The organism is Paenibacillus sp. FSL L8-0435, from assembly GCF_037965655.1.
Lineage (GTDB): Bacteria > Bacillota > Bacilli > Paenibacillales > Paenibacillaceae > Paenibacillus.
Genome location: NZ_CP150185.1, coordinates 2691040 through 2709570 on the forward strand (window position 1 = coordinate 2691040; position 18531 = coordinate 2709570).

General features: G+C 46.6%; 16 protein-coding genes. 11 read left to right on the plus strand and 5 right to left on the minus strand.

Annotated features, from left to right (window positions below; genetic code table 11):
- The first annotated feature begins 249 nt into the window (after nt 1-249).
- The 10 genes from NST33_RS12390 to NST33_RS12435 all read left to right on the plus strand — a co-directional run bounded on the left by NST33_RS12390 (nt 250) and on the right by NST33_RS12435 (nt 11986).
- Entirely contained in the window at nt 250-1119 is an 870-nt protein-coding gene (locus tag NST33_RS12390; protein ID WP_339308018.1) for an effector binding domain-containing protein, read from the plus strand.
- 41 nt (nt 1120-1160) lie between these two features.
- Nucleotides 1161-1619: a VanZ family protein gene (locus tag NST33_RS12395; protein WP_339184440.1), complete on the plus strand. Its 459-nt coding sequence runs from the start codon at nt 1161-1163 to the stop codon at nt 1617-1619.
- A 371-nt stretch (nt 1620-1990) separates the two neighbouring features.
- A complete protein-coding gene (locus tag NST33_RS12400; RefSeq protein ID WP_339308676.1) occupies nt 1991-3682 on the plus strand; it encodes an alpha-glucosidase in 1692 nt (563 codons plus the stop codon).
- Between the two features lie 98 nt (nt 3683-3780).
- Complete coding sequence (locus NST33_RS12405) at nt 3781-4473, plus strand: metal-dependent hydrolase (RefSeq protein WP_339308020.1); 693 nt, start codon at nt 3781-3783, stop codon at nt 4471-4473.
- Between the two features lie 238 nt (nt 4474-4711).
- Nucleotides 4712-6067: a C4-dicarboxylate transporter DctA gene (gene dctA / locus NST33_RS12410; RefSeq protein ID WP_339308022.1), complete on the plus strand. Its 1356-nt coding sequence runs from the start codon at nt 4712-4714 to the stop codon at nt 6065-6067.
- Between the two features lie 376 nt (nt 6068-6443).
- A complete protein-coding gene (treC, locus tag NST33_RS12415) occupies nt 6444-8165 on the plus strand; it encodes an alpha,alpha-phosphotrehalase (protein ID WP_339308024.1) in 1722 nt (573 codons plus the stop codon).
- A gap of 28 nt (nt 8166-8193) precedes the next feature.
- Entirely contained in the window at nt 8194-10212 is a 2019-nt protein-coding gene (treP, locus tag NST33_RS12420; RefSeq protein ID WP_339308026.1) for a PTS system trehalose-specific EIIBC component, read from the plus strand.
- A gap of 226 nt (nt 10213-10438) precedes the next feature.
- Entirely contained in the window at nt 10439-11287 is an 849-nt protein-coding gene (locus NST33_RS12425; protein ID WP_221824917.1) for a chemotaxis protein, read from the plus strand.
- A gap of 154 nt (nt 11288-11441) precedes the next feature.
- Nucleotides 11442-11705: a YkgJ family cysteine cluster protein gene (locus tag NST33_RS12430; RefSeq protein ID WP_339184454.1), complete on the plus strand. Its 264-nt coding sequence runs from the start codon at nt 11442-11444 to the stop codon at nt 11703-11705.
- Between the two features lie 77 nt (nt 11706-11782).
- A complete protein-coding gene (locus NST33_RS12435; RefSeq protein WP_017688872.1) occupies nt 11783-11986 on the plus strand; it encodes a hypothetical protein in 204 nt (67 codons plus the stop codon).
- Between the two features lie 128 nt (nt 11987-12114).
- Here NST33_RS12435 and NST33_RS12440 read toward each other — a convergent pair whose 3' ends face one another.
- The 3 genes from NST33_RS12440 to NST33_RS12450 form a co-directional block, all read right to left on the minus strand.
- The gene (locus NST33_RS12440; RefSeq protein WP_339308029.1) at nt 12115-13230 is read right to left on the minus strand and encodes an AbrB family transcriptional regulator; all 1116 of its coding nucleotides are present in this window, start codon (nt 13228-13230) and stop codon (nt 12115-12117) included.
- Between the two features lie 148 nt (nt 13231-13378).
- Nucleotides 13379-14689: an MFS transporter gene (locus NST33_RS12445; RefSeq protein WP_339308031.1), complete on the minus strand. Its 1311-nt coding sequence runs from the start codon at nt 14687-14689 to the stop codon at nt 13379-13381.
- Nucleotides 14690-14766: 77 nt separating this feature from the next.
- Entirely contained in the window at nt 14767-15471 is a 705-nt protein-coding gene (locus NST33_RS12450; RefSeq protein WP_221824913.1) for an O-methyltransferase, read from the minus strand.
- 138 nt (nt 15472-15609) lie between these two features.
- Here NST33_RS12450 and NST33_RS12455 point away from each other — a divergent pair, with 138 nt between their 5' ends.
- Nucleotides 15610-16506: a LysR family transcriptional regulator gene (locus tag NST33_RS12455; protein WP_237175686.1), complete on the plus strand. Its 897-nt coding sequence runs from the start codon at nt 15610-15612 to the stop codon at nt 16504-16506.
- Between the two features lie 125 nt (nt 16507-16631).
- On the opposite strand, the gene NST33_RS12460 is transcribed toward NST33_RS12455, so the two are convergent.
- Together NST33_RS12460 and NST33_RS12465 are read right to left on the minus strand one after the other, a co-directional pair.
- Nucleotides 16632-17348: a YoaK family protein gene (locus tag NST33_RS12460; protein WP_221824911.1), complete on the minus strand. Its 717-nt coding sequence runs from the start codon at nt 17346-17348 to the stop codon at nt 16632-16634.
- Between the two features lie 86 nt (nt 17349-17434).
- Nucleotides 17435-18313, minus strand: a complete 879-nt coding sequence (locus tag NST33_RS12465) for a prolyl oligopeptidase family serine peptidase (protein WP_339308035.1) — start codon at nt 18311-18313, stop codon at nt 17435-17437.
- Nucleotides 18314-18531 lie beyond the last annotated feature (218 nt).

Consider the following 18531-nt stretch of genomic DNA (forward strand, 5'->3'; position numbering starts at 1 on the left):
CTAACAAGTCCCCTTGTTCACAAGAGACATCTCTGCTGGTAAATCAACCATCGTAGAGAGCATCTCCTTGTAGAACAAGGGGATTTTGGCATACAGTGTATCATAGTGTCATTCAACTTGAAGATAAGCGAAACTCGCGTATTTTTCATCATACAAGTTCGCACACAAAATCAAAAAAAAGATCTGGATCTCAGTCATACTACATAAGAAATCGTTTGATATTTTGAATTAGATAGGGGAGCCGTCACTATGGATCATTACACACGAATTCAGCTTGCTATTGAGTATTTGGAGCAGCATTTGCAAGATGATTTTAATATCAGAGAGACGTCCGCTGCTGCGAGCTTTTCGGCGTTTCATTTTCAGCGTTTATTCCAGGCAATTACGGGATTCACAGTACTGGAATACGTGCGCAGACGCAGATTAACGGAGGCTGCTGCGATGTTGCGGGGCACATCGGAAGGCATATTGGACATTGCGATGAGCTTTGGCTATCAATCTCAAGAGGCATTTACACGTGCATTTTCAGCTTACTTTGGAATGACACCCGCGAAGCTGCGTAAGTTGGAAGTGGATCAGTTGTCATTTTTGAAGATGCAGCGGAGCATTGATTTTAACGATTATCGAACTCAGCTTGATGGAACTTTCCACATGAACACACCCCGTCTGGTCACATTGGCACCGAACTGGATTGTCGGCTATGAATATAAGACCAACCTGAATGACAATCAGCATTATGCTGAAATCCCCGGATTTTATCACGATTTTGGCATGGAACAGAAATTCATGGCAATCCCGGAGAGGACACGCCCTGATATGGCTTATGGTGTGGCCTGTCATTTTGAAGAGGATGGAGCATTTTCTTTTATTGTGGGTGAAGAAAGCGGTGGAACATCGCAGGTACTTGAACCCGGTTTTACTTCGATTGAAATTCCGGGCGGCTTGTATGCAGAATTCACCGTGGAAGGCTCCGGGCAGGATATTCGTAAAATGATCTATGGCAGCTGGCTGCCGCAGTCGAACTATGAACGGAGGGAAGGGCCGGACTTTGAAGTGACGGATGTCTGGAAATCGACCCCTGAACAACTGGACATGAAGATCTATATCCCGTTAAAATAGACCTTACCGCTTCGCGGAATTCAAGGTCGGAGGACAGATGAATGAGCGAAAAGTCGTGGCTCCACTCCAAGTGGATGCTGACCATTGTTACTTGCATGGCAGTCCTTTACCTACTGATTATGGGCATTTTACTGTTTGTCAGTGGACGAACACCTAGCATGTATTATCAATATAATCTCGTACCCTTCGAGACGATTCGTCCACTTCTTATGGAGAGGGAGAGGTACAATACAGATACCTGGGTCAAAAACCTGTTTGGCAATATCGTATTGTTTATTCCGCTGGGTATCTGGATTCCATGGTTGTTTCGGAGGTGTCGTTCGTTCCTGACATTTACATCTACAGTTGTTTTACTTCTGCTGGGTGTCGAGGTCACACAATTGATTACACGTGTAGGTTCGTTTGATGTGGATGACATTATTCTGAACACGATCGGTGCCTGGATCGGATACGCCGGATTTAAGTTAGTCTTATGTTCACAAAAAAGGACTCGGAATTGAACCGCAGATCGCGGTCCATGACCGGGTCTTTTTGCATAAGATACCTTTCAAATGTTTACAAGGGAATCATTTCGGATAAAACATATTAACGGCTTATTTATATCGTGAGCAGAGATTATATATATAAATTGAACTAAACTTTTACACGAAACGGAGAGGACAGAAATAACCTGAGGAAGCGAAAGAGTTCGCCTAAAAGCTTTCTGAAAGAAAGCTGCATCGGAAGCATACGCTATCCCCGGATTTTCCCCTTATAAGGGGAATTCATAAAATCTGGGGATAACAGCGATCGGAAGGTTGTTCTGTCATCGGAGTGTCCAGTGTAAATATTCTTTAGTTCAATTTATATAGTGGACAAAGATGAGAGCGAGGTGGGCGATATCGTTTGGTGGAAAGAGAGTGTGGTATACCAGATTTACCCGAGCAGCTTTAAAGATTCGGACGGGGATGGATATGGCGACTTGCAGGGAATCTATGAAAAGCTCGATTATTTGGAGAATTTAGGCGTGGATGTGATCTGGCTCTGTCCCATTTACGATTCACCAGGACATGATAACGGATATGATATCCGGGATTACTACGGCATTTTACGCAAGTATGGCACGATGGAGGATTTTGATCGATTATTGGCAGAGGCACACAAGCGTGGTCTCAAGATCATGATGGACCTGGTGCTGAATCATACGTCAGATGAACATGCGTGGTTTGCTGAATCGCGTTCGTCAAAGATGAATCCGAAGCGGGATTATTATATTTGGCGTTCAGGCAAAAATGGGCAGGTGCCGAATAATTGGGAGTCCTATTTTGGGGGTTCGGTGTGGAAGCATGATCCCGAGACAAATGAATATTATCTGCATCTGTATTCCGAACAGCAACCGGATCTCAACTGGAACAATGCACAGATGGCTGAAGAGATGTATGAGATGGTGCATTGGTGGCTGGAAAAAGGGGTCGACGGATTCCGTTTCGATGCAGTGGCGCATATCGCCAAGGCAGAGGGTCTGCCAAGTGCCCACAATCCGGATAATCTGCCGGTGGTTCCAGCGTATCAGCTCTTTTCCAACCTGGAACAGGTACACTCGATCTTGAAGAAGCTGAATAACATGATCCTGAAACCCTACGGACCCATGACAGTTGGCGAGACTTCGGGACTTGGGCCTGAGCAGGCCTTGGCTTATGTCGGGACGGATCGTGATGAGCTTAATATGGTATTCCAGTTTGAGCATATGTTTATCGATGCTAAATCCTCCGGAATTGGTAAATGGAACTATAAGGAATGGAAATTGACAGATCTCAAAGAAATCATGAGCCGGTGGCAAACGGTTTTGCATGGTAGAGGCTGGAACGCCAATTATATGGGCAACCATGATCAGCCACGTCCGGTTTCCCGTTTTGGTGATGATGGTAAATATCAGGTACGTTCTGCTAAGATGCTGGCGACATGGATGCTTACACTCGAAGGGACCCCCTACATCTATCAAGGGGAAGAGATTGGCATGACCAATGTCGCTTTCCCGGATATCGAGCAGTACCGGGACATCGAGACCAAAAATTATTACAATCATTACATTGGTCAAGGTAAGTCGAAGCATGAAGTCATGCAGGCGATCTGGCTGAAGAGTCGCGATAATGCCCGCACGCCGATGCAATGGGATGAGACGGAACATGCAGGGTTTACCCAGGGTCAGCCGTGGATTCAGGTGAATGATAATTATCCTGAGATTAATGTGGCTGATGCCGAAAGTGATCCGCAATCCATTTTGCATTATTACCGTAAGTTAATTGTGCTTCGCAAACAGCATAAAGTGCTTATCTATGGGGCGTATGAACTGTTACTGCCGGATGATCCGGATATCTATGCCTATACACGAACGCTGGATGATGAGCAGATGTTGGTCATTCTGAATTTTCGTGGGCATGAACCGGAGATGCACTGGCCGGAAGGCTGGGATTCCGAGCATGCCAAGCTGATCATCAGCAATGTAAGCAGACGTTATTCTACCGATGAAGGCGCGATTCAGCTTCAGCCGTATGAAGCAAGGGTATATCGTAAGCAGCGGTGAGACGGAGGCTAGCGTAATTTTGCGTTGGTGAAGAGCTATGATTTATAATAAATAGTGGTTTTCAAAATAATCAAAACATATGTCGGGAGGAATCCAAGTTGTTGAATATTACGTTCCACGGTCACTCCAGTGTACAGCTGGGCACAGAAGAAAAGTCTCTGATCATTGATCCCTTCCTGCGTGGCAACGAGCTTGCCGTCACGAAGCCTGAAGATATTAAGACCGATGTTGTGTTGCTGACACATGCACATATGGATCACATCCTCGATGCTGAACCGATTGCCAAAGCAAATAACGCCAAAGTTGTGGCTATTGTGGAATTGGCTACATATATGTCTTGGAAAGGTCTGGATACACTCGGCATGAACATGGGCGGAACGGTAGATCTTGATTTTGCTCAAGCCAAAATGATTCAGGCGTTCCATACTTCGGGGATTGTGCTGGAAGAAGAACAACGGATCATGTATGCAGGTTTGCCTGCTGGATATATCATTAATATTGGTGGTAAAACGATTTTGCATGCCGGAGACACAAGTCTCTTCGGGGATATGAAAATGATCGGTGATCGTCATGATATTGATGTAGCTTTCTTGCCGATTGGTGGACATTTCACCATGGGACCTGAGGATGCGCTGCAAGCGGCCGAATGGTGTAATGCCAAACTGACGATTCCGGTTCATTATGATACGTTCCCGGTAATTCGTCAGGATGCGGAACACTTCGTGCAACAACTGGCTGCAAAAGGGTTGGAAGGCCGTGTGCTCGCCCCCGGAGAATCTATTACCCTGTGATGCACATTTAACCGCTGTTCAATAATAAATAGATTTATGGATAAAGACGAATATCACGTCAAGATAACTGACGTGATATTCGTCTTTTTTCGGTTTCAGGTTCAATTTTCACCGATAGAGTTGGTACAAATGACAAAAACATTGAAATTCCATTGTTGAACTCCCGTTTAGAATGATATAAAAAGTTACACGGGAACCAAACAGAAATCCGAATTGACCGCAAACAGGGGGAGCGTTCATGTCATTTATGAAATCATTATTTTTTCAAATTATTGTAGCGGTAATCATCGGGATTGGCGTAGGCATCCTGTGGCCGGATCTGGGTAGCTTGCTGCAACCGCTCGGAACAGGTTTCATCAAATTGATCAAGATGATCATCGCACCACTGATTTTCATGGTGATTGTGACAGGTATTGCCAAGATCGGTGATCTGAAGTCGGTAGGTCGCATCGGACTGAAAGCCATCGTGTGGTTCGAGATTGCAACTACAGTGGCGCTGGTACTTGGATTGGGAACAGCCAATCTGCTTCGCCCCGGTGCCGGAATGAACGTGGACCCTTCAACCATAGATGCAAGCGGCATTGAAGCAAAAACCAATGGTTCCGAGTTACCGCATACGGTAGACTTTATCATGAATATTATTCCGACAAGTGTTGTGGATGCCTTTGCACAAAATGCACTTCTGCAAGTATTGCTCGTGGCATGCCTGTTCGGGGTTGCCCTGGCAGCAACAGAGAGTAAGGCAAAAGAGAATGTACTGACGCTGATTGAGAACTTGCTCGGCATTGTGTTTCGTATCATCGGTTATATCATGAAACTCGCGCCGATTGGTGCATTTGGAGCCATGGCCTACACGGTAGGTGCTTATGGGGCTTCCACATTGTCGTCCTTTGGTCTGCTGATTCTGGCCTGTTACGGCGCAGCACTGCTGTTTTTGGTCATGTTGGCATTGGTTGCCTGGTGGATTACCGGGCTAAATTTCCTGCAATTTGTGAAATATACCCGTTCTGAAGTGATGCTGGCGATTGGAACCGGATCATCAGAAGTGGTGATGCCACGCATGATGGACAAACTAACCAAGGCGGGTTGTGATCGTGCGGTTGTGGGTCTTGTGGTGCCGACGGGGTACTCGTTTAATCTGGATGGCGCTTCGATCTATTTATCCTTGGCTACAGTTTTTGTTGCTCAGGCTGTAGGGATTGAACTGACATTGATGCAGCAAATTACGATTTTACTGGTGTTGATGTTAAGTTCCAAAGGCATGGCAGGAGTACCTGGCTCCGCATTCTTGGCCCTGTCCGCAACGGCAGTGGCTGTCAATGCTTTTCCGGTAGCAGCGGTTGCTCTGCTGCTTGGTGCAGATCGATTCATGGATACAATGCGTGTCTTCACCAACCTGATGGGCAACTGTGTCGCAGCATTTGTGGTGGCAAAATGGGAAGGTCTGCTGGATCAAAAGCGAATGCGTGCCGTACTCTCTGGTGAGATCAGTCCTGCTGAACTGGAAAGGGAAGAGCAAGCTGCACTATCTTTATTGAAGTTGAATATGCAGGATAAACAAGGGAAAGCCGTAGTTTCACCGGAGATGTCGTAAGAGGCGTGTCTCCGTTGTGGTGATGAAGTCAAGTGACAGCAACTTTATAATAACAATCCATTACAACAGTAAAAAAACAGTAAAATACATTTAAAAAGTTCAACCAAGTTCAACCAAAGAGACCGTCTGTTGCCCGCATCCATCGTGGGAAGAACAGACGGTTTCTTGTTATCCCAATACAGATATCATGGAGTTCACGAACGCAGATTCCAAAATAAATGTTACAGAGGAAAGATTTATGGGGAATGTGTAGAAGAGGAGAATAATATACATATTATAGTTTCAACTTGTATATACATGTTTACTTATGTAATATAGATATGAAGTTAACCGAGAACATCACATAAGAGCATTACAATTTATTGGAGGCGTTAACATGAGTTCTAATAACACAACTCCGTCATCTTGGTGGAAGACATCAACGGTGTATCAGGTATATCCGAAGAGTTTTAATGATACAACCGGATCGGGTACTGGAGATATTCGTGGATTAACCGAGAAGCTTGATTATTTGCAGCATCTGGGTATCGATATTGTGTGGTTGCAGCCGGTATATGTATCCCCGCAGCATGATAATGGATATGACGTAGCGGACTATTACCGGATTAATCCGGATTATGGGACGATGGAGGATTTTGACGAACTGCTGAAAGGTCTGAAGGCTCGTGATATGAAACTGATGATTGATATCGTGGTGAATCACTCCTCGACCGATCATGAGTGGTTCCAGCAATCCCGTTCTTCCAAGGATAATCCGTATCGGGATTATTATATTTGGAAAGATCCTGCCCCAGATGGCGGTGTGCCGAATAACTGGCAATCGAAGTTCGGTGGACCTGCTTGGCAGTTCGATGAACAGACGGGACAATACTTCCTGACTTTATTTGATAAAACGCAGGCAGATCTGAATTGGGAGAATGAAGAAGTACGCAAAGCTGTACGCGATATGATTAAGTTCTGGGCGGAAAAAGGTGTGGATGGTTTCCGTATGGACGTGATTAACCTGATCTCCAAAGACCAGCGTTTCCCTGATGATGATGGCAGCGTGTCACCGGGTGATGGACGCAAATATTACACGGATGGACCGCGTGTGCATGAGTACATCACCGAGATGTACGATGAAGTATTTGGGCCTTACAACATGGTGACTGTAGGGGAGATGTCCTCCACAACACTGGAACATTGTATCCAATATTCGAACCCGACTTCCCGGGAGTTTTCGATGACGTTTAACTTCCATCACCTGAAAGTGGATTATCCGAATGGTCAGAAGTGGGAACTGATGCCGTATGATTTTGAAGCGATGAAACAGCTCTTCAGTGAGTGGCAGACAGGCATGCAGGCCGGTGGAGGTTGGAACGCGCTGTTCCTTAATAACCATGATCAGCCACGGGCGCTATCCCGATTCGCTGATGATGGTGATTATCGTGCCGAGAGTGCCAAGATGCTTGCAACAACGATACACGGAATGCAAGGTACGCCTTACGTCTACCAGGGTGAAGAGATCGGCATGCCGAATCCGGTCTGGAATGACGTTAGTGAGTTCCGCGATATCGAATCAACGAACATGTACCGCTTGCTTCAGGAAGAACGAGGCAAATCTGCTGAAGAAGCATTCCAAATCGTGAAGGAGCGTTCCCGGGACAACTCCCGCACACCGATGCAGTGGAATGGAAGTAAGAATGCAGGCTTCACTACCGGAACACCTTGGCTGAAGGTAGATGAGCGGTATCCTTCCATTCACGTGGAACAGCAGTTGGCTGATCCCGATTCGATCTACTATCACTACCGCAAATTGATTGCCCTGCGTAAACAGGTTAACGTGCTGATTGACGGTCTGTATGAACGATTGGACGATGCACACCCGGATGTATTCGCGTACGCACGGACCAATGGAAGTGAAACCCTGATTGTTGTATCCAACTTCAGTAAACGAGACGTCACGTTTTCGCTTCCAGAAGTGGTCTGGAATGATCATATTGCAGGCAAATCAGCAGAGTTACTCATAGGGAATAAGGAGGCAGCCCCTGCGCTGACGCAGGAAATCTCTCTCAGTCCGTATGCATCCTATATGTGGCTTGTGCCACAACAGGACTAATCACATTTTATAAATAGGAAGTGACACTATGGCAATCGATAAAAAACAGGTTGAGGAGATCGTCCGGGCAGTCGGTGGCAAAGAGAATATTGAAGCTGCTACGCACTGTGTTACACGACTCCGGTTTGCCTTGTACGATGAGAGTAAAGTGGATAATGAAAGTCTGGATCAGAATGATCTGGTTAAAGGTCAGTTCTCTTCCCAAGGACAATTCCAGGTCGTTATTGGGCCTGGCCTGGTGGATAAAGTCTATGATGAGATGATTCAGATTACTGGGGGAGATCGTTCTTCCAAGGATGATGTGAAGGAGGTTGCTGGTAAAAAGCAAAATCCAATCCAGCGAGCGATCAAAACACTCTCGGATATTTTCATTCCGATCTTGCCTGCAATCATTACGGCAGGTCTTTTGCTCGGGATTAACAATATTCTGACAGGTCCAGGCATTTTCTTTGATGGAAAATCACTGGTGGATGTTTATCCAGCCTGGAAGGATCTTGCGTCCATTATTAATACGATCGCAAGTACAGCCTTCACGTTCCTGCCGGCTCTAATTGGTTGGGCAGCTGTAAAAAGGTTTGGCGGCAGTCCGCTGCTCGGCATCGTGCTGGGTCTCATTCTGGTACATCCCGATCTGCTAAGTGCATATGGTTACGCTGATGCTGTGAATAATGGCACGGTGCCAACATGGAATCTGTTCGGTTGGGAGATTGAGAAGATCGGTTATCAAGGGCAGGTTCTGCCGGTACTGGTATCGGCCTATCTGCTTGCAAAGATGGAGATTTTCCTGAACAAAAGGGTGCATGATTCGATCAAACTGCTGGTCGTTGCACCAGTTACGTTGCTGATTACCGGATTCCTGGCATTTACGATTATTGGACCGGTTACATTTGCTATTGCAAATGCAATTACATCCGGCTTGATCTATGTATACGATTCATACGCGGCGCTGGGTGGTCTGATCTACGGTGGTCTGTACGCTTTGCTCGTTATCACCGGTATGCATCACACGTTCCTCGCGGTGGATGTTCAGCTTATTGGTAGTCAGGGCGGTACGTTCCTGTGGCCGATGCTGGCATTGTCCAATATCGCACAGGGTTCGGCGGCACTTGCGATGATGCTTGTCCTGCGTGAGAAGAAAATGAGAGGACTTGCGGCAACGTCCTCGGTGTCGGCCTTCCTCGGGGTAACCGAGCCGGCGATCTTCGGCGTGAATATCCGTTATCGTTATCCGTTTATCTTCGGTATGGTTGGTTCCGCTATTGGTGGTGTGTTGCTGACGATGAACAATGTTCAGGCAACCTCCATTGGTGTAGGTGGCGTACCGGGTTTCCTGTCTATTTTCCCTAACAAGTGGGGCGTCTTCTTCATCGGCATGGCGATTGTTCTGGTTGTACCATTTGTACTGACCGTCCTTTTTGGCAGAGCCAAACTGAGAAAAGAAGATCGTAGTGCAAGCAATGAAACCGTTAATGAGCCTAAAGCGGCTACATCGCAGTCTGCTTCGGGTGTTACCTCTTCAACTGTAAAAACAGATCCAAACCAGCGCACACGTAGTGCAGCTCAAGTAGGGGACGAAGCCGTGAATACACTGGAAATCATGGCGCCATTAACCGGCCAGGCCGTGTCACTGGAGCAAGTACCTGATCCGGCTTTTGCCGAGAAACAGATGGGTGAGGGTGTAGCGATTCAACCTTCCGGCAACCTGGTTGTTGCCCCGTTTGATGCTCAGGTAGCTCATGTGATCAAAAGTAAACATGCAGTGATTCTTGAACATGCGAGTGGATTACAGGTTCTGATCCATGTCGGGATCAATACGGTATCCCTCAAGGGTGAAGGCTTCAACATGCATGTGGAAGCTGGCGAGCATGTAAAGGCTGGACAAAAGCTGTTGGAGTTTGATCGTAAGGTAATTGAAGATGCGGGACACCCGCTGATTACCCCGATTATTATTCCAGATGGTCAGGATATGGTTGAACGGGTGGAAGTCACGACAGGTGATGTTAGATCCAATCAAAATGGTGTGTTGAAGGTTCATCTGAAAGGTTAATTGAATACAACAACAAGAAGGGGCTGCGTGATGTGCAGCTCCTTTTTTGTTGTGAGATCGTTATTTTCATGGCGATCATGGTAAACTGTATATAAAATGGAAGAATCACATTTTTAAAATAATGGTGGTTGGAAAGGTTCTTCTGACAAAGCAAGCTTCAGGCATGTTCGAGTCGTGGCGTTCATATGGTGGAGAAAGAGTTCCTAGATCGATGAGGAGGAGAGCCATGACACGTATTGCGGTGATGGTCATTCATGGGCTGGGTATGCGGAAGGATGGGTACGCGGACAAGCTGATTGCTTGTTTGCATAAGGAATTGGACAAGGTGATGGTCTTGCCTGGAGCCTCCAAACAGATGCTCGATATCGAACCTGTATATTGGGCGGATGTATTTGAGGAGCGGGAAGAGGCGCTCTTTCAACAGCTCGTCAGCTCTCCGGGATTGAACTTTCAGGCGTTGCGCCGATTTGTCATCCACTACCTGGCTGATGCGGTTGCTTATCAACCGGTGGAAAATCAAGGCCATAACTACGATGCCGTACATCGAACGTTGAATCAGGCGATGCATACCCTTGCACAGCGTAATGGACCGGAAGCTCCGCTCTGTGTGGTTGCCCATAGTTTGGGTGCCGTAATCGCCAGTAACTTCTTCTACGATCTGCAATATCCGTCCAGTCGTGTGCCTGAGGTTGTGGATGTGAACTCGGCTCTGGAGCGGGGGGATACCCTGACCCATTTTTACTCGTTTGGTACAACCCTGCCCTTATGGAGTTTGCGTTACCATGACTTTAGTTGCCCAATCCAGGTGCCCTCTTCCCATGTGAATCAGTATTATGCCGGACTGGAAGGGGAATGGGTGAACTTCTACGATCGGGATGATATTCTGGGTTATCCGTTACGCCCCATTGATCCCGCTTATGAGAAAGCGGTCAAAGAAGATATTGAAGTGAACTCTGGCGGCGTGGCGATGAGTTGGAATCCGTTAAGTCATGGTGGGTATTTTTCCAATCGAAGTATGAATCGGAGAATTGCTCAGGGACTGGCTCGAACCTGGACCTGGATAAATCGCTCATAATTAAGAGGTAGTTCAAAAAGTCCGCTTTTGATTACGAAGGATGCCTAATGGCATAATCAGCATCGAATATGGAATTCAGCCCATCTTCTTGGTACTGAAAACCGGTCTTTTTGAACATGTATTGTAAGTGTATTGAAATTAGGAGGGAATATGTATGGAATGCAGGACAGGCTGTGCCGCATGTTGTATCGCGATTTCAATATCATCACCGATACCTGGCATGGCTCATGGCAAGCCGGCAGGTGTACGTTGTGTGCAGCTTACCGATGATAATCGCTGCGGAATTTTTGGCCAAAAAGATCGTCCTGCGGTATGCAGTGGATTGCAAGCTGAGGAAGAGATGTGTGGTAGCACCGATCAGGAAGCATTTGATATTCTAACCTGGTTGGAGCAAGAAACTGCACCGAGGGTAATATGAGTAGGTTGTTTTAATGAATTGGGATAATTATACTTAATAGGGAAGAAGGTCGATCAGAGAGAGGAGACGCGAATACAATGGGGCTTGTTAAACGTTTTGTATTGGTTGTTGTGAATATGATCGGAGAGTTATGGATGGGGTTTTACCGACGTAACTCGGATTATTATGACCATCAGACTTCGGAGTCCAAAAGTAAGATTGGCTATTATGCATTTATTATTGGGGCAACAGTTGTTACGGTAGGCATTGTGGGTTGGATGTACAACCGAATTTATTCATAATTAGTCATTATGCTTAAAATTGAATGAGGCCAAATGCTGAAGTAGAGTGTGTACAAATAAAAGAGAGTATCCGCAGGATGTGACATCAAATGGATACTCTCTTTGGCATGGGATCAGACAAGATATGATCATTGAAGTGAGGGCTTAACTTTCTTTTCTTTCAACATATGTACAAGAATCATCTTCAGTACGGAAGAGACGATGAAAAAGATAAACAGGATGCGGAACAATTGATATCCGGATACAACCGAAAGATCGGCATTCACTTCATGTGCCATGATACTCATCTGATCCATCCCGCCAGGGGCCATACTGAGTAGTGAGGTTGCCGCGGAGAGGGAGAACACATTCATTAATAGATAACTCAATCCAAGCGCACCAACAATGAGCAGTACACTACTCATCACCGCTAGCGTGACTGTCTGTGTCTTGCGTTGCAACTGTTCCGGCTTGAGCATCAGTCCAACGTGACTGCCAATCATCAATTGCGATACGTTTAAGAGAGAGGTTGGCAGACTTGGCGTGTGCATCGTTGTACTTAATTGAACGACACTCATGACAATCATGGGACCCAGCATAAAGGCCGTCGGAAATCGGAGTTTGCGTGCAACCCATGCACCAGCTACACAGAGCGGAGCATAGACAAGAATCTCGGGGAAAAGGGAACCCCACGTCGCAACGTCAATGAACGGATGATCCAAACCGCCACCTGCGATACCTCCAATCCACGGACTGAACAGCAGGAACGGAACACAGAAGACAATCATGATCAGCCGAGTCACCTGCAAAAAGGTAACCAGCGTCAGATTGATGGATTTCATCTCTTCTGCAAGGGACACCATCTGGGACAGTCCTCCTGGAATGCTGCCAACCAGCAGGGAGGGGAAGTCAAAGTCGGTTATCTTTGAAGCGATGTAGGCCGTAATTACACACAATCCGATTAACAGCAAGGTCATCAGAAGCATCATGGGAAGTTGTTGCAAAATGCCATGCAGGGCCTCTTTTGTTAAGGTGAGTCCAATCGAATAACCAACAATCAGAATGCCATAGTCCCGAATGGAGGCAGGCCACATGAGTGGCCATTTGGCGACTTGGGAGCCAAGCAGCATAAATACCATTGGCCCGAGCAACCACGGGATCGGTGTATGAATGATTGTGAACAGCAATCCGCCAAGAACAGAGACACCCAGACTAAGAAAAAACCGAAAGACAACATGGGAACCAAGCTTGCGCATCAGTTCCATCCGTTTAGCCTACCGGTTGAATGAGGTGGTATGGGATTCAGGTATGCATTCAGGTTTAATGAAGGATTCATGTTCATGTGTGATCACTCCTGATGATGAGATACGTTGCGTTATCTGCGGAACAACCAGACTGCTTCTGTTCAACTCATTAAGATCCTGCAAGAGCCGTAGCGGAAGGTTTGGGTTCTCTGAACATTACATAGTACATCAGTGATGAAATAACGTATAGACAGCCTGTGATGCTGAAAGTGATCGCATAACCCCAATACGTTCCGTACGTGGTGACCAGATAGGATTGGACAGGCCCCATGGTCGCCCAACCAATCATGAACGAGGTCTGCATCAGTGAATTGGCAATGCCGCGGCGTTTGTCCGAGATCCGATCCACCAGTATCGCTGAATGAATGGGATTGGCTGCGTTCATTAATGCTTGTCTGAATAAGAAACTGAGCGAAGCGATGAACAACAGATTGGTGAAGCCTGTTAATAGAAGGAAGGGTAGCGACATGACCTGGAAAATGACAACGGCTCTTACGCTTCCGACCTTTGCCGCCAAGGTAGGACCAATCAGCATGGATACAATCGTCATAATCTGACCAAGTGCAATCAGTAAGCTCATGCCGCTCAGAGAAACCGAGAAGCGATTGGTGAAATACAGATTCAGATACGGTACAACCAGTCCGGAACCTAATCCAATTAACAACTGAGTCACTATAAACTGACCAATCAGTCGGGAATCTTTTTTCTTCGTGATCGAATCGTCCGTGCTTGGGGTATTCGTTGAACTTTCTTTTAGATCCGCATTGGGTTGAAGAACGGGTTGCGCCGGGATTGTTGTCTGCGGAGCAGCCTTGCCTTCGGTTACAAATAACAGCGGTATAAATGCAGCTAGTGTTGCTGCACCACCGACAAATAAAACCGTCTGCAATCCGGTCACTTTGGCGAGTCCTGCCGTATGTAACAAATCTGCGAATACACCGCCACCCAGGCTACCAAGCACTTGGGAAGCGAGCACAAGAGATGAATAATAACTGAACATCTTCAGCCGCTGGCTTTTCTTGACGTTTTCCGCCAGATAAGGAATGGCTAGTACTTGGAACACCCCAGCGAAAAGGCCAGAGAATACCGCGAACCAGATCAGTCCTGTAGCCGAATAATCGAAGGAGCGTCCGATCAGAAAGATTCCGCTGAATAACGCCCCGGTAATGAGTAATCGCTTGCGGCTGAACAGATCACCGCATAGACCGATAGGAACAAACATAATGGCTGTTGCGAGTGATTGAATACTTACAATCTGGCCGTTCATTGTATCATTATAGCCCAGACCCTGAATGTACAGATTGTACAAGACAGAGAACATGCCATTTCCGATCTGATACAGAATGCTAGCCAGGAAAAACAGTTGAATATTGCGGGACCAGCCGCGAATTTCATCATTAATATGTTGCAAAACTCTCAAGTGGTTCCCCCCAGTCTGCCTGTGCAGTGATTCCAGTTTAACAGGAAAGGGGAATTTGCGGAAGAATTGACCACTGTTTATTTTGGTTCAGGGGCATCAATCACACGAGCAATGACGAATCCATCGTAACCTTTGCTACCAACCGTTTGCAGTGCTGTAGCTTCAAGCCGAGGGTGATCCGAGATCAACTGCAGGAATGATCGAACGCCTTGAACTCTGGGGTCTGTGCTGTCTGTGCGGATCACTTCACCGTCCCTGACGATATTATCACCAATAATAAGACTCCCCGGCCGAGTCAGTCGCAGGGCCCATCTCAGATAATCGGGATTACTCGGTTTGTCAGCATCGATGAAGATCATATCAAACGGTTCTCTGTATTCTTCCTGAACATCGGGAAGGGTGATTAGGGCAGGACCAACTCTAAGGTCAACCTTGTGCATCAGCCCTGCTCGTGTGAGATTGGCTCGGGCCAAGTCTGCATGGTGCCATTCTGATTCCAGTGAGACGATGCGTCCGTGTTCAGGCAGCGCTCTTGCCATCCAGATGGTACTGTATCCACCCAATGTGCCGATTTCAAGTACACGGGATGCGCCTTGGATTTGAAGCAGGAGTTGAAGTAACTTTCCTTGATTTGGTGTTACGTCATGAGCAGGGAGTCCAGCTTCGGCATTGCTTTGCAGTGTATGTTCCAGCAGGGAATCTGATGGAATCAGCAGATTATTCATGTAGTCGTCGACTTGAGTCCAGGTATTCTGTAGTTCGGTTGTATTAATATTCTTCATCTTCACATGTTCCTTTCCTTGTTCCTTGTATTGGATTTCATATTTCAACTATAAATGGAGTAGATATATAAATAAAATATATATTATGTATGATAATATAACTTTAGATTATGTATTTGACGTGGAAGAGGTGTAAACATGAATCTGCATGGATTACGATTATTTCATGCCATCGTGAGATATGGCGGGGTCACTCGTGCGGCAGAGGAACTAAATATTAGTCAACCTGCGGTATCTTCTCAGGTGAAGAAGTTTGAACGTGAATTGGGAATCCAGCTTTTTGTTTCGGAGGGAAGAAGACTGGTGCTTACGGATGCGGGGATACAGTTAACAGGTTATGCGGAACGTCTGTTCATGCTGGAGCAGGATGTCGAGAATTTTGTGCAGGATTTTCGGGAGGGCAAGAAAGGACTGATCCGTCTTACGGCAACCTACTTGCCTTCGAATTTTCTGCTGCCTGGCTGGATTGCGCGGTTCAAGCAAATGCATGAGGATGTGGAGATTGTTGTGAGCACAACCAACACCCGGATGGCTTTTGACCAATTACTTCGTTATGAGGCAGAGATTGCAGTGTATGGTGGAAGTGGAATTACACATGCAGGTGTCCAATGGGATGAATTGTTTGACGATGAGATGTGGTTTGTTGTGCACCCTGACCATCCGTATGCGGGAAAAGAAATCGAGCTGCATGAGATGATGGCAGAACCGTTCATTATGCGCGAAGAAGGCAGTGCCACGCGTGAGCGACTCGTTTCCCTTTGCACAACAAATAACCTGGCCGCTCCCCGCATTGCGCTTCAGTTCAACGGGCTGAACGAAACGATTAGTGCGGTGAAGGCAGGTTATGGGGCCAACTTTATATCTTCTTTGGTTGTGAACGAGGATGTGCAGCAAGGCAGGCTGGCACGTGTGTACGTTCGAGGTGTACAGCTGAGAAATACGGTTGCCGTATGTACACGAGCCGGGGAGGTACTATCACCTGCTGCACAGCATCTGGTCAAGCTTATCCGCCAAGAAGCTGCTTTGATGAAATAAATAGCGTGATTGTACTTAAAATAACTTAAAGTCCATGTTCCAAAAGACCAGTTTTCAGTATCCTAAAGTGGATTTTTGCACAGCCTCTTGAATGGACAGATTGCTTCTTCTACTATTAACTTTTATTAACTTTCGCTTTGTTGTGAAGTTCCCCATGCATGTAATCGGGCGTATAGGGTTACGCCGCCAATGATCAGGACAGGAATCCAGACTGCAATCATGGGCACACGGTGGAATAACAATGCGGCTGCAATGACGCCGATCAAATAGATGACAACAGCACCTGCACGAAGGTAGGAGTCTGTAAACAAGGCTTTGGTTAACGATCGGATATTGGCATGTCGCAGCTTTTTGAGAATGTTCACGGTATCCTCGACCACAGCGGCCAAATTATTGGTGAGCACGGTTGTTGAGATGCCAGCAATGCCAATGCGGCGTGCCGCAGTTGTTTGCATCCCCATTGCAACGGCTAGGATGACAATTAACAGATAGGACAGTTGTTCTGAAAATGGACTAATCATGGCGATCGCGAACAGTAGGAGCAATATGCTTTCAACAGTAAATACAGCTGTGACCTTAGAAGACCAGCCATTTTTGGTCTGCACAGGTCCAACCATATGTGCTGCAATGGCATTGCCAGTAATAAAACCAATGAGAGCAAGCAGTGACCGCAGCACGACAAATTCCTGAGCACGGGCAATGGCAATACCCAACAAAACAATATTTCCCGTCATATTGGCTGTGAGCACATGCCCCAGTCCCAGATATCCGATCAGGTCCACCATTCCGGCAGACATACAGAGAAGCAACATGGCGTATTTTTGGAGGGTGCTTTGATTCATCCTATCCGTCCTTTCAAAAAAACGTAGCTCCTCCAGTATACAGCCATAACCCATGCATCTTCAAAATGAAATTCATCGCGCAAGATTTAAGGTGCAGCGAGCCAATCAAACATATTGTTAACCGCTGACTGATGTATTTTCTCGTGAAAATGATGATCCTGCCCGCCATAAGCGTGAAATGTGACATCCGCACCTCGGCGTTTAAGCCAGTGATACATTCGGGTGCCATGACTGTAATTCACCTGTGTATCCGATGTGCCATGCATGATTAGCACGGGACAAGATAGTTTGTTCGCTTTTGACAAGGGAGAACGGGCGAGATAAGCTTCCGGAACTGCGCGTGGGGAGCCACCCAGCACCCGTTTCAATGTGCGCCTCAGGTCGGTTCGCTCATGGTAAGTGCGTTCCACATCGGCGACACCGCTCCAAAGAACTAACTTATGTACTCTGTCCAGTCCCTCATTATAGGCAGTTGCGGTATGTACAGCATTAATGGCTCCACGGGAGAACCCCATTAACGATATCCGAGTCGGATCGACAAAAGGTAATCGTTTCATCAACCGGTAAGCGGCATGCACATCTTCGGCATCTTTCCCGCCATACTCGTCACGACCTTCACCTCCTTCGTTGCCACGATAGGATGGAGCGAACACGATATAACCTTTATGTACAAATTGCTCAAGCCAAACGGTATTTACCCCGCCATAGCTGCCAAGTCCGCCGCGACAATAGATCAGCACAGGCCACTGTTCCTGTGTGTGAGCGATATCATGCATTCTGGCAGAAGGGTAGTGGCTGGCGAGCGGTTGCAAATGTAGAGACTTATGTATGGAAGCGAATTCCGGAAAGGCAGAGGAGACAGAGCCGGAATGAGAAGTTTCATATGTCGTGATATCAGGTAATGAACAACCTTGTGGCAGGTATAAATAAGCTTTAACCCGAAGTGTATCGGATGAATACGTCACTTGATAGAGCAGGAAAATCCACCTCTTTTATTAATAATTGCGGGCCAAATGACAGGGATGTTTCTATAGGATGCGCGTAAAATAACTTCCCATACCTTCCAGGCAGAATCGCCAGCCCAAATGTGAGAAATTCGTTTATTGGCTCCATATGATTTATAATGGTTCAGGAGACCTGTGGATTGACCGCTTGTTCTCATATTCATAAAACTAATTTTAGT

Excerpts from the sequence above, each read along its gene's own strand:
- NST33_RS12435 (WP_017688872.1), top strand. The coding sequence starts at position 11,783 with ATGGGGCTTGTTAAACGTTTTGTATTGGTTGTTGTGAATATGATCGGA.
- NST33_RS12430 (WP_339184454.1), top strand. The coding sequence starts at position 11,442 with ATGGAATGCAGGACAGGCTGTGCCGCATGTTGTATCGCGATTTCAATA.
- NST33_RS12390 (WP_339308018.1), top strand. The coding sequence starts at position 250 with ATGGATCATTACACACGAATTCAGCTTGCTATTGAGTATTTGGAGCAG.
- NST33_RS12395 (WP_339184440.1), top strand. The coding sequence starts at position 1,161 with ATGAGCGAAAAGTCGTGGCTCCACTCCAAGTGGATGCTGACCATTGTT.
- NST33_RS12425 (WP_221824917.1), top strand. The coding sequence starts at position 10,439 with ATGACACGTATTGCGGTGATGGTCATTCATGGGCTGGGTATGCGGAAG.
- dctA (WP_339308022.1), top strand. The coding sequence starts at position 4,712 with ATGTCATTTATGAAATCATTATTTTTTCAAATTATTGTAGCGGTAATC.
- treP (WP_339308026.1), top strand. The coding sequence starts at position 8,194 with ATGGCAATCGATAAAAAACAGGTTGAGGAGATCGTCCGGGCAGTCGGT.
- NST33_RS12450 (WP_221824913.1), bottom strand. The coding sequence starts at position 15,471 with ATGAAGAATATTAATACAACCGAACTACAGAATACCTGGACTCAAGTC.
- NST33_RS12440 (WP_339308029.1), bottom strand. The coding sequence starts at position 13,230 with ATGGAACTGATGCGCAAGCTTGGTTCCCATGTTGTCTTTCGGTTTTTT.
- NST33_RS12455 (WP_237175686.1), top strand. The coding sequence starts at position 15,610 with ATGAATCTGCATGGATTACGATTATTTCATGCCATCGTGAGATATGGC.
- treC (WP_339308024.1), top strand. The coding sequence starts at position 6,444 with ATGAGTTCTAATAACACAACTCCGTCATCTTGGTGGAAGACATCAACG.
- NST33_RS12460 (WP_221824911.1), bottom strand. The coding sequence starts at position 17,348 with ATGAATCAAAGCACCCTCCAAAAATACGCCATGTTGCTTCTCTGTATG.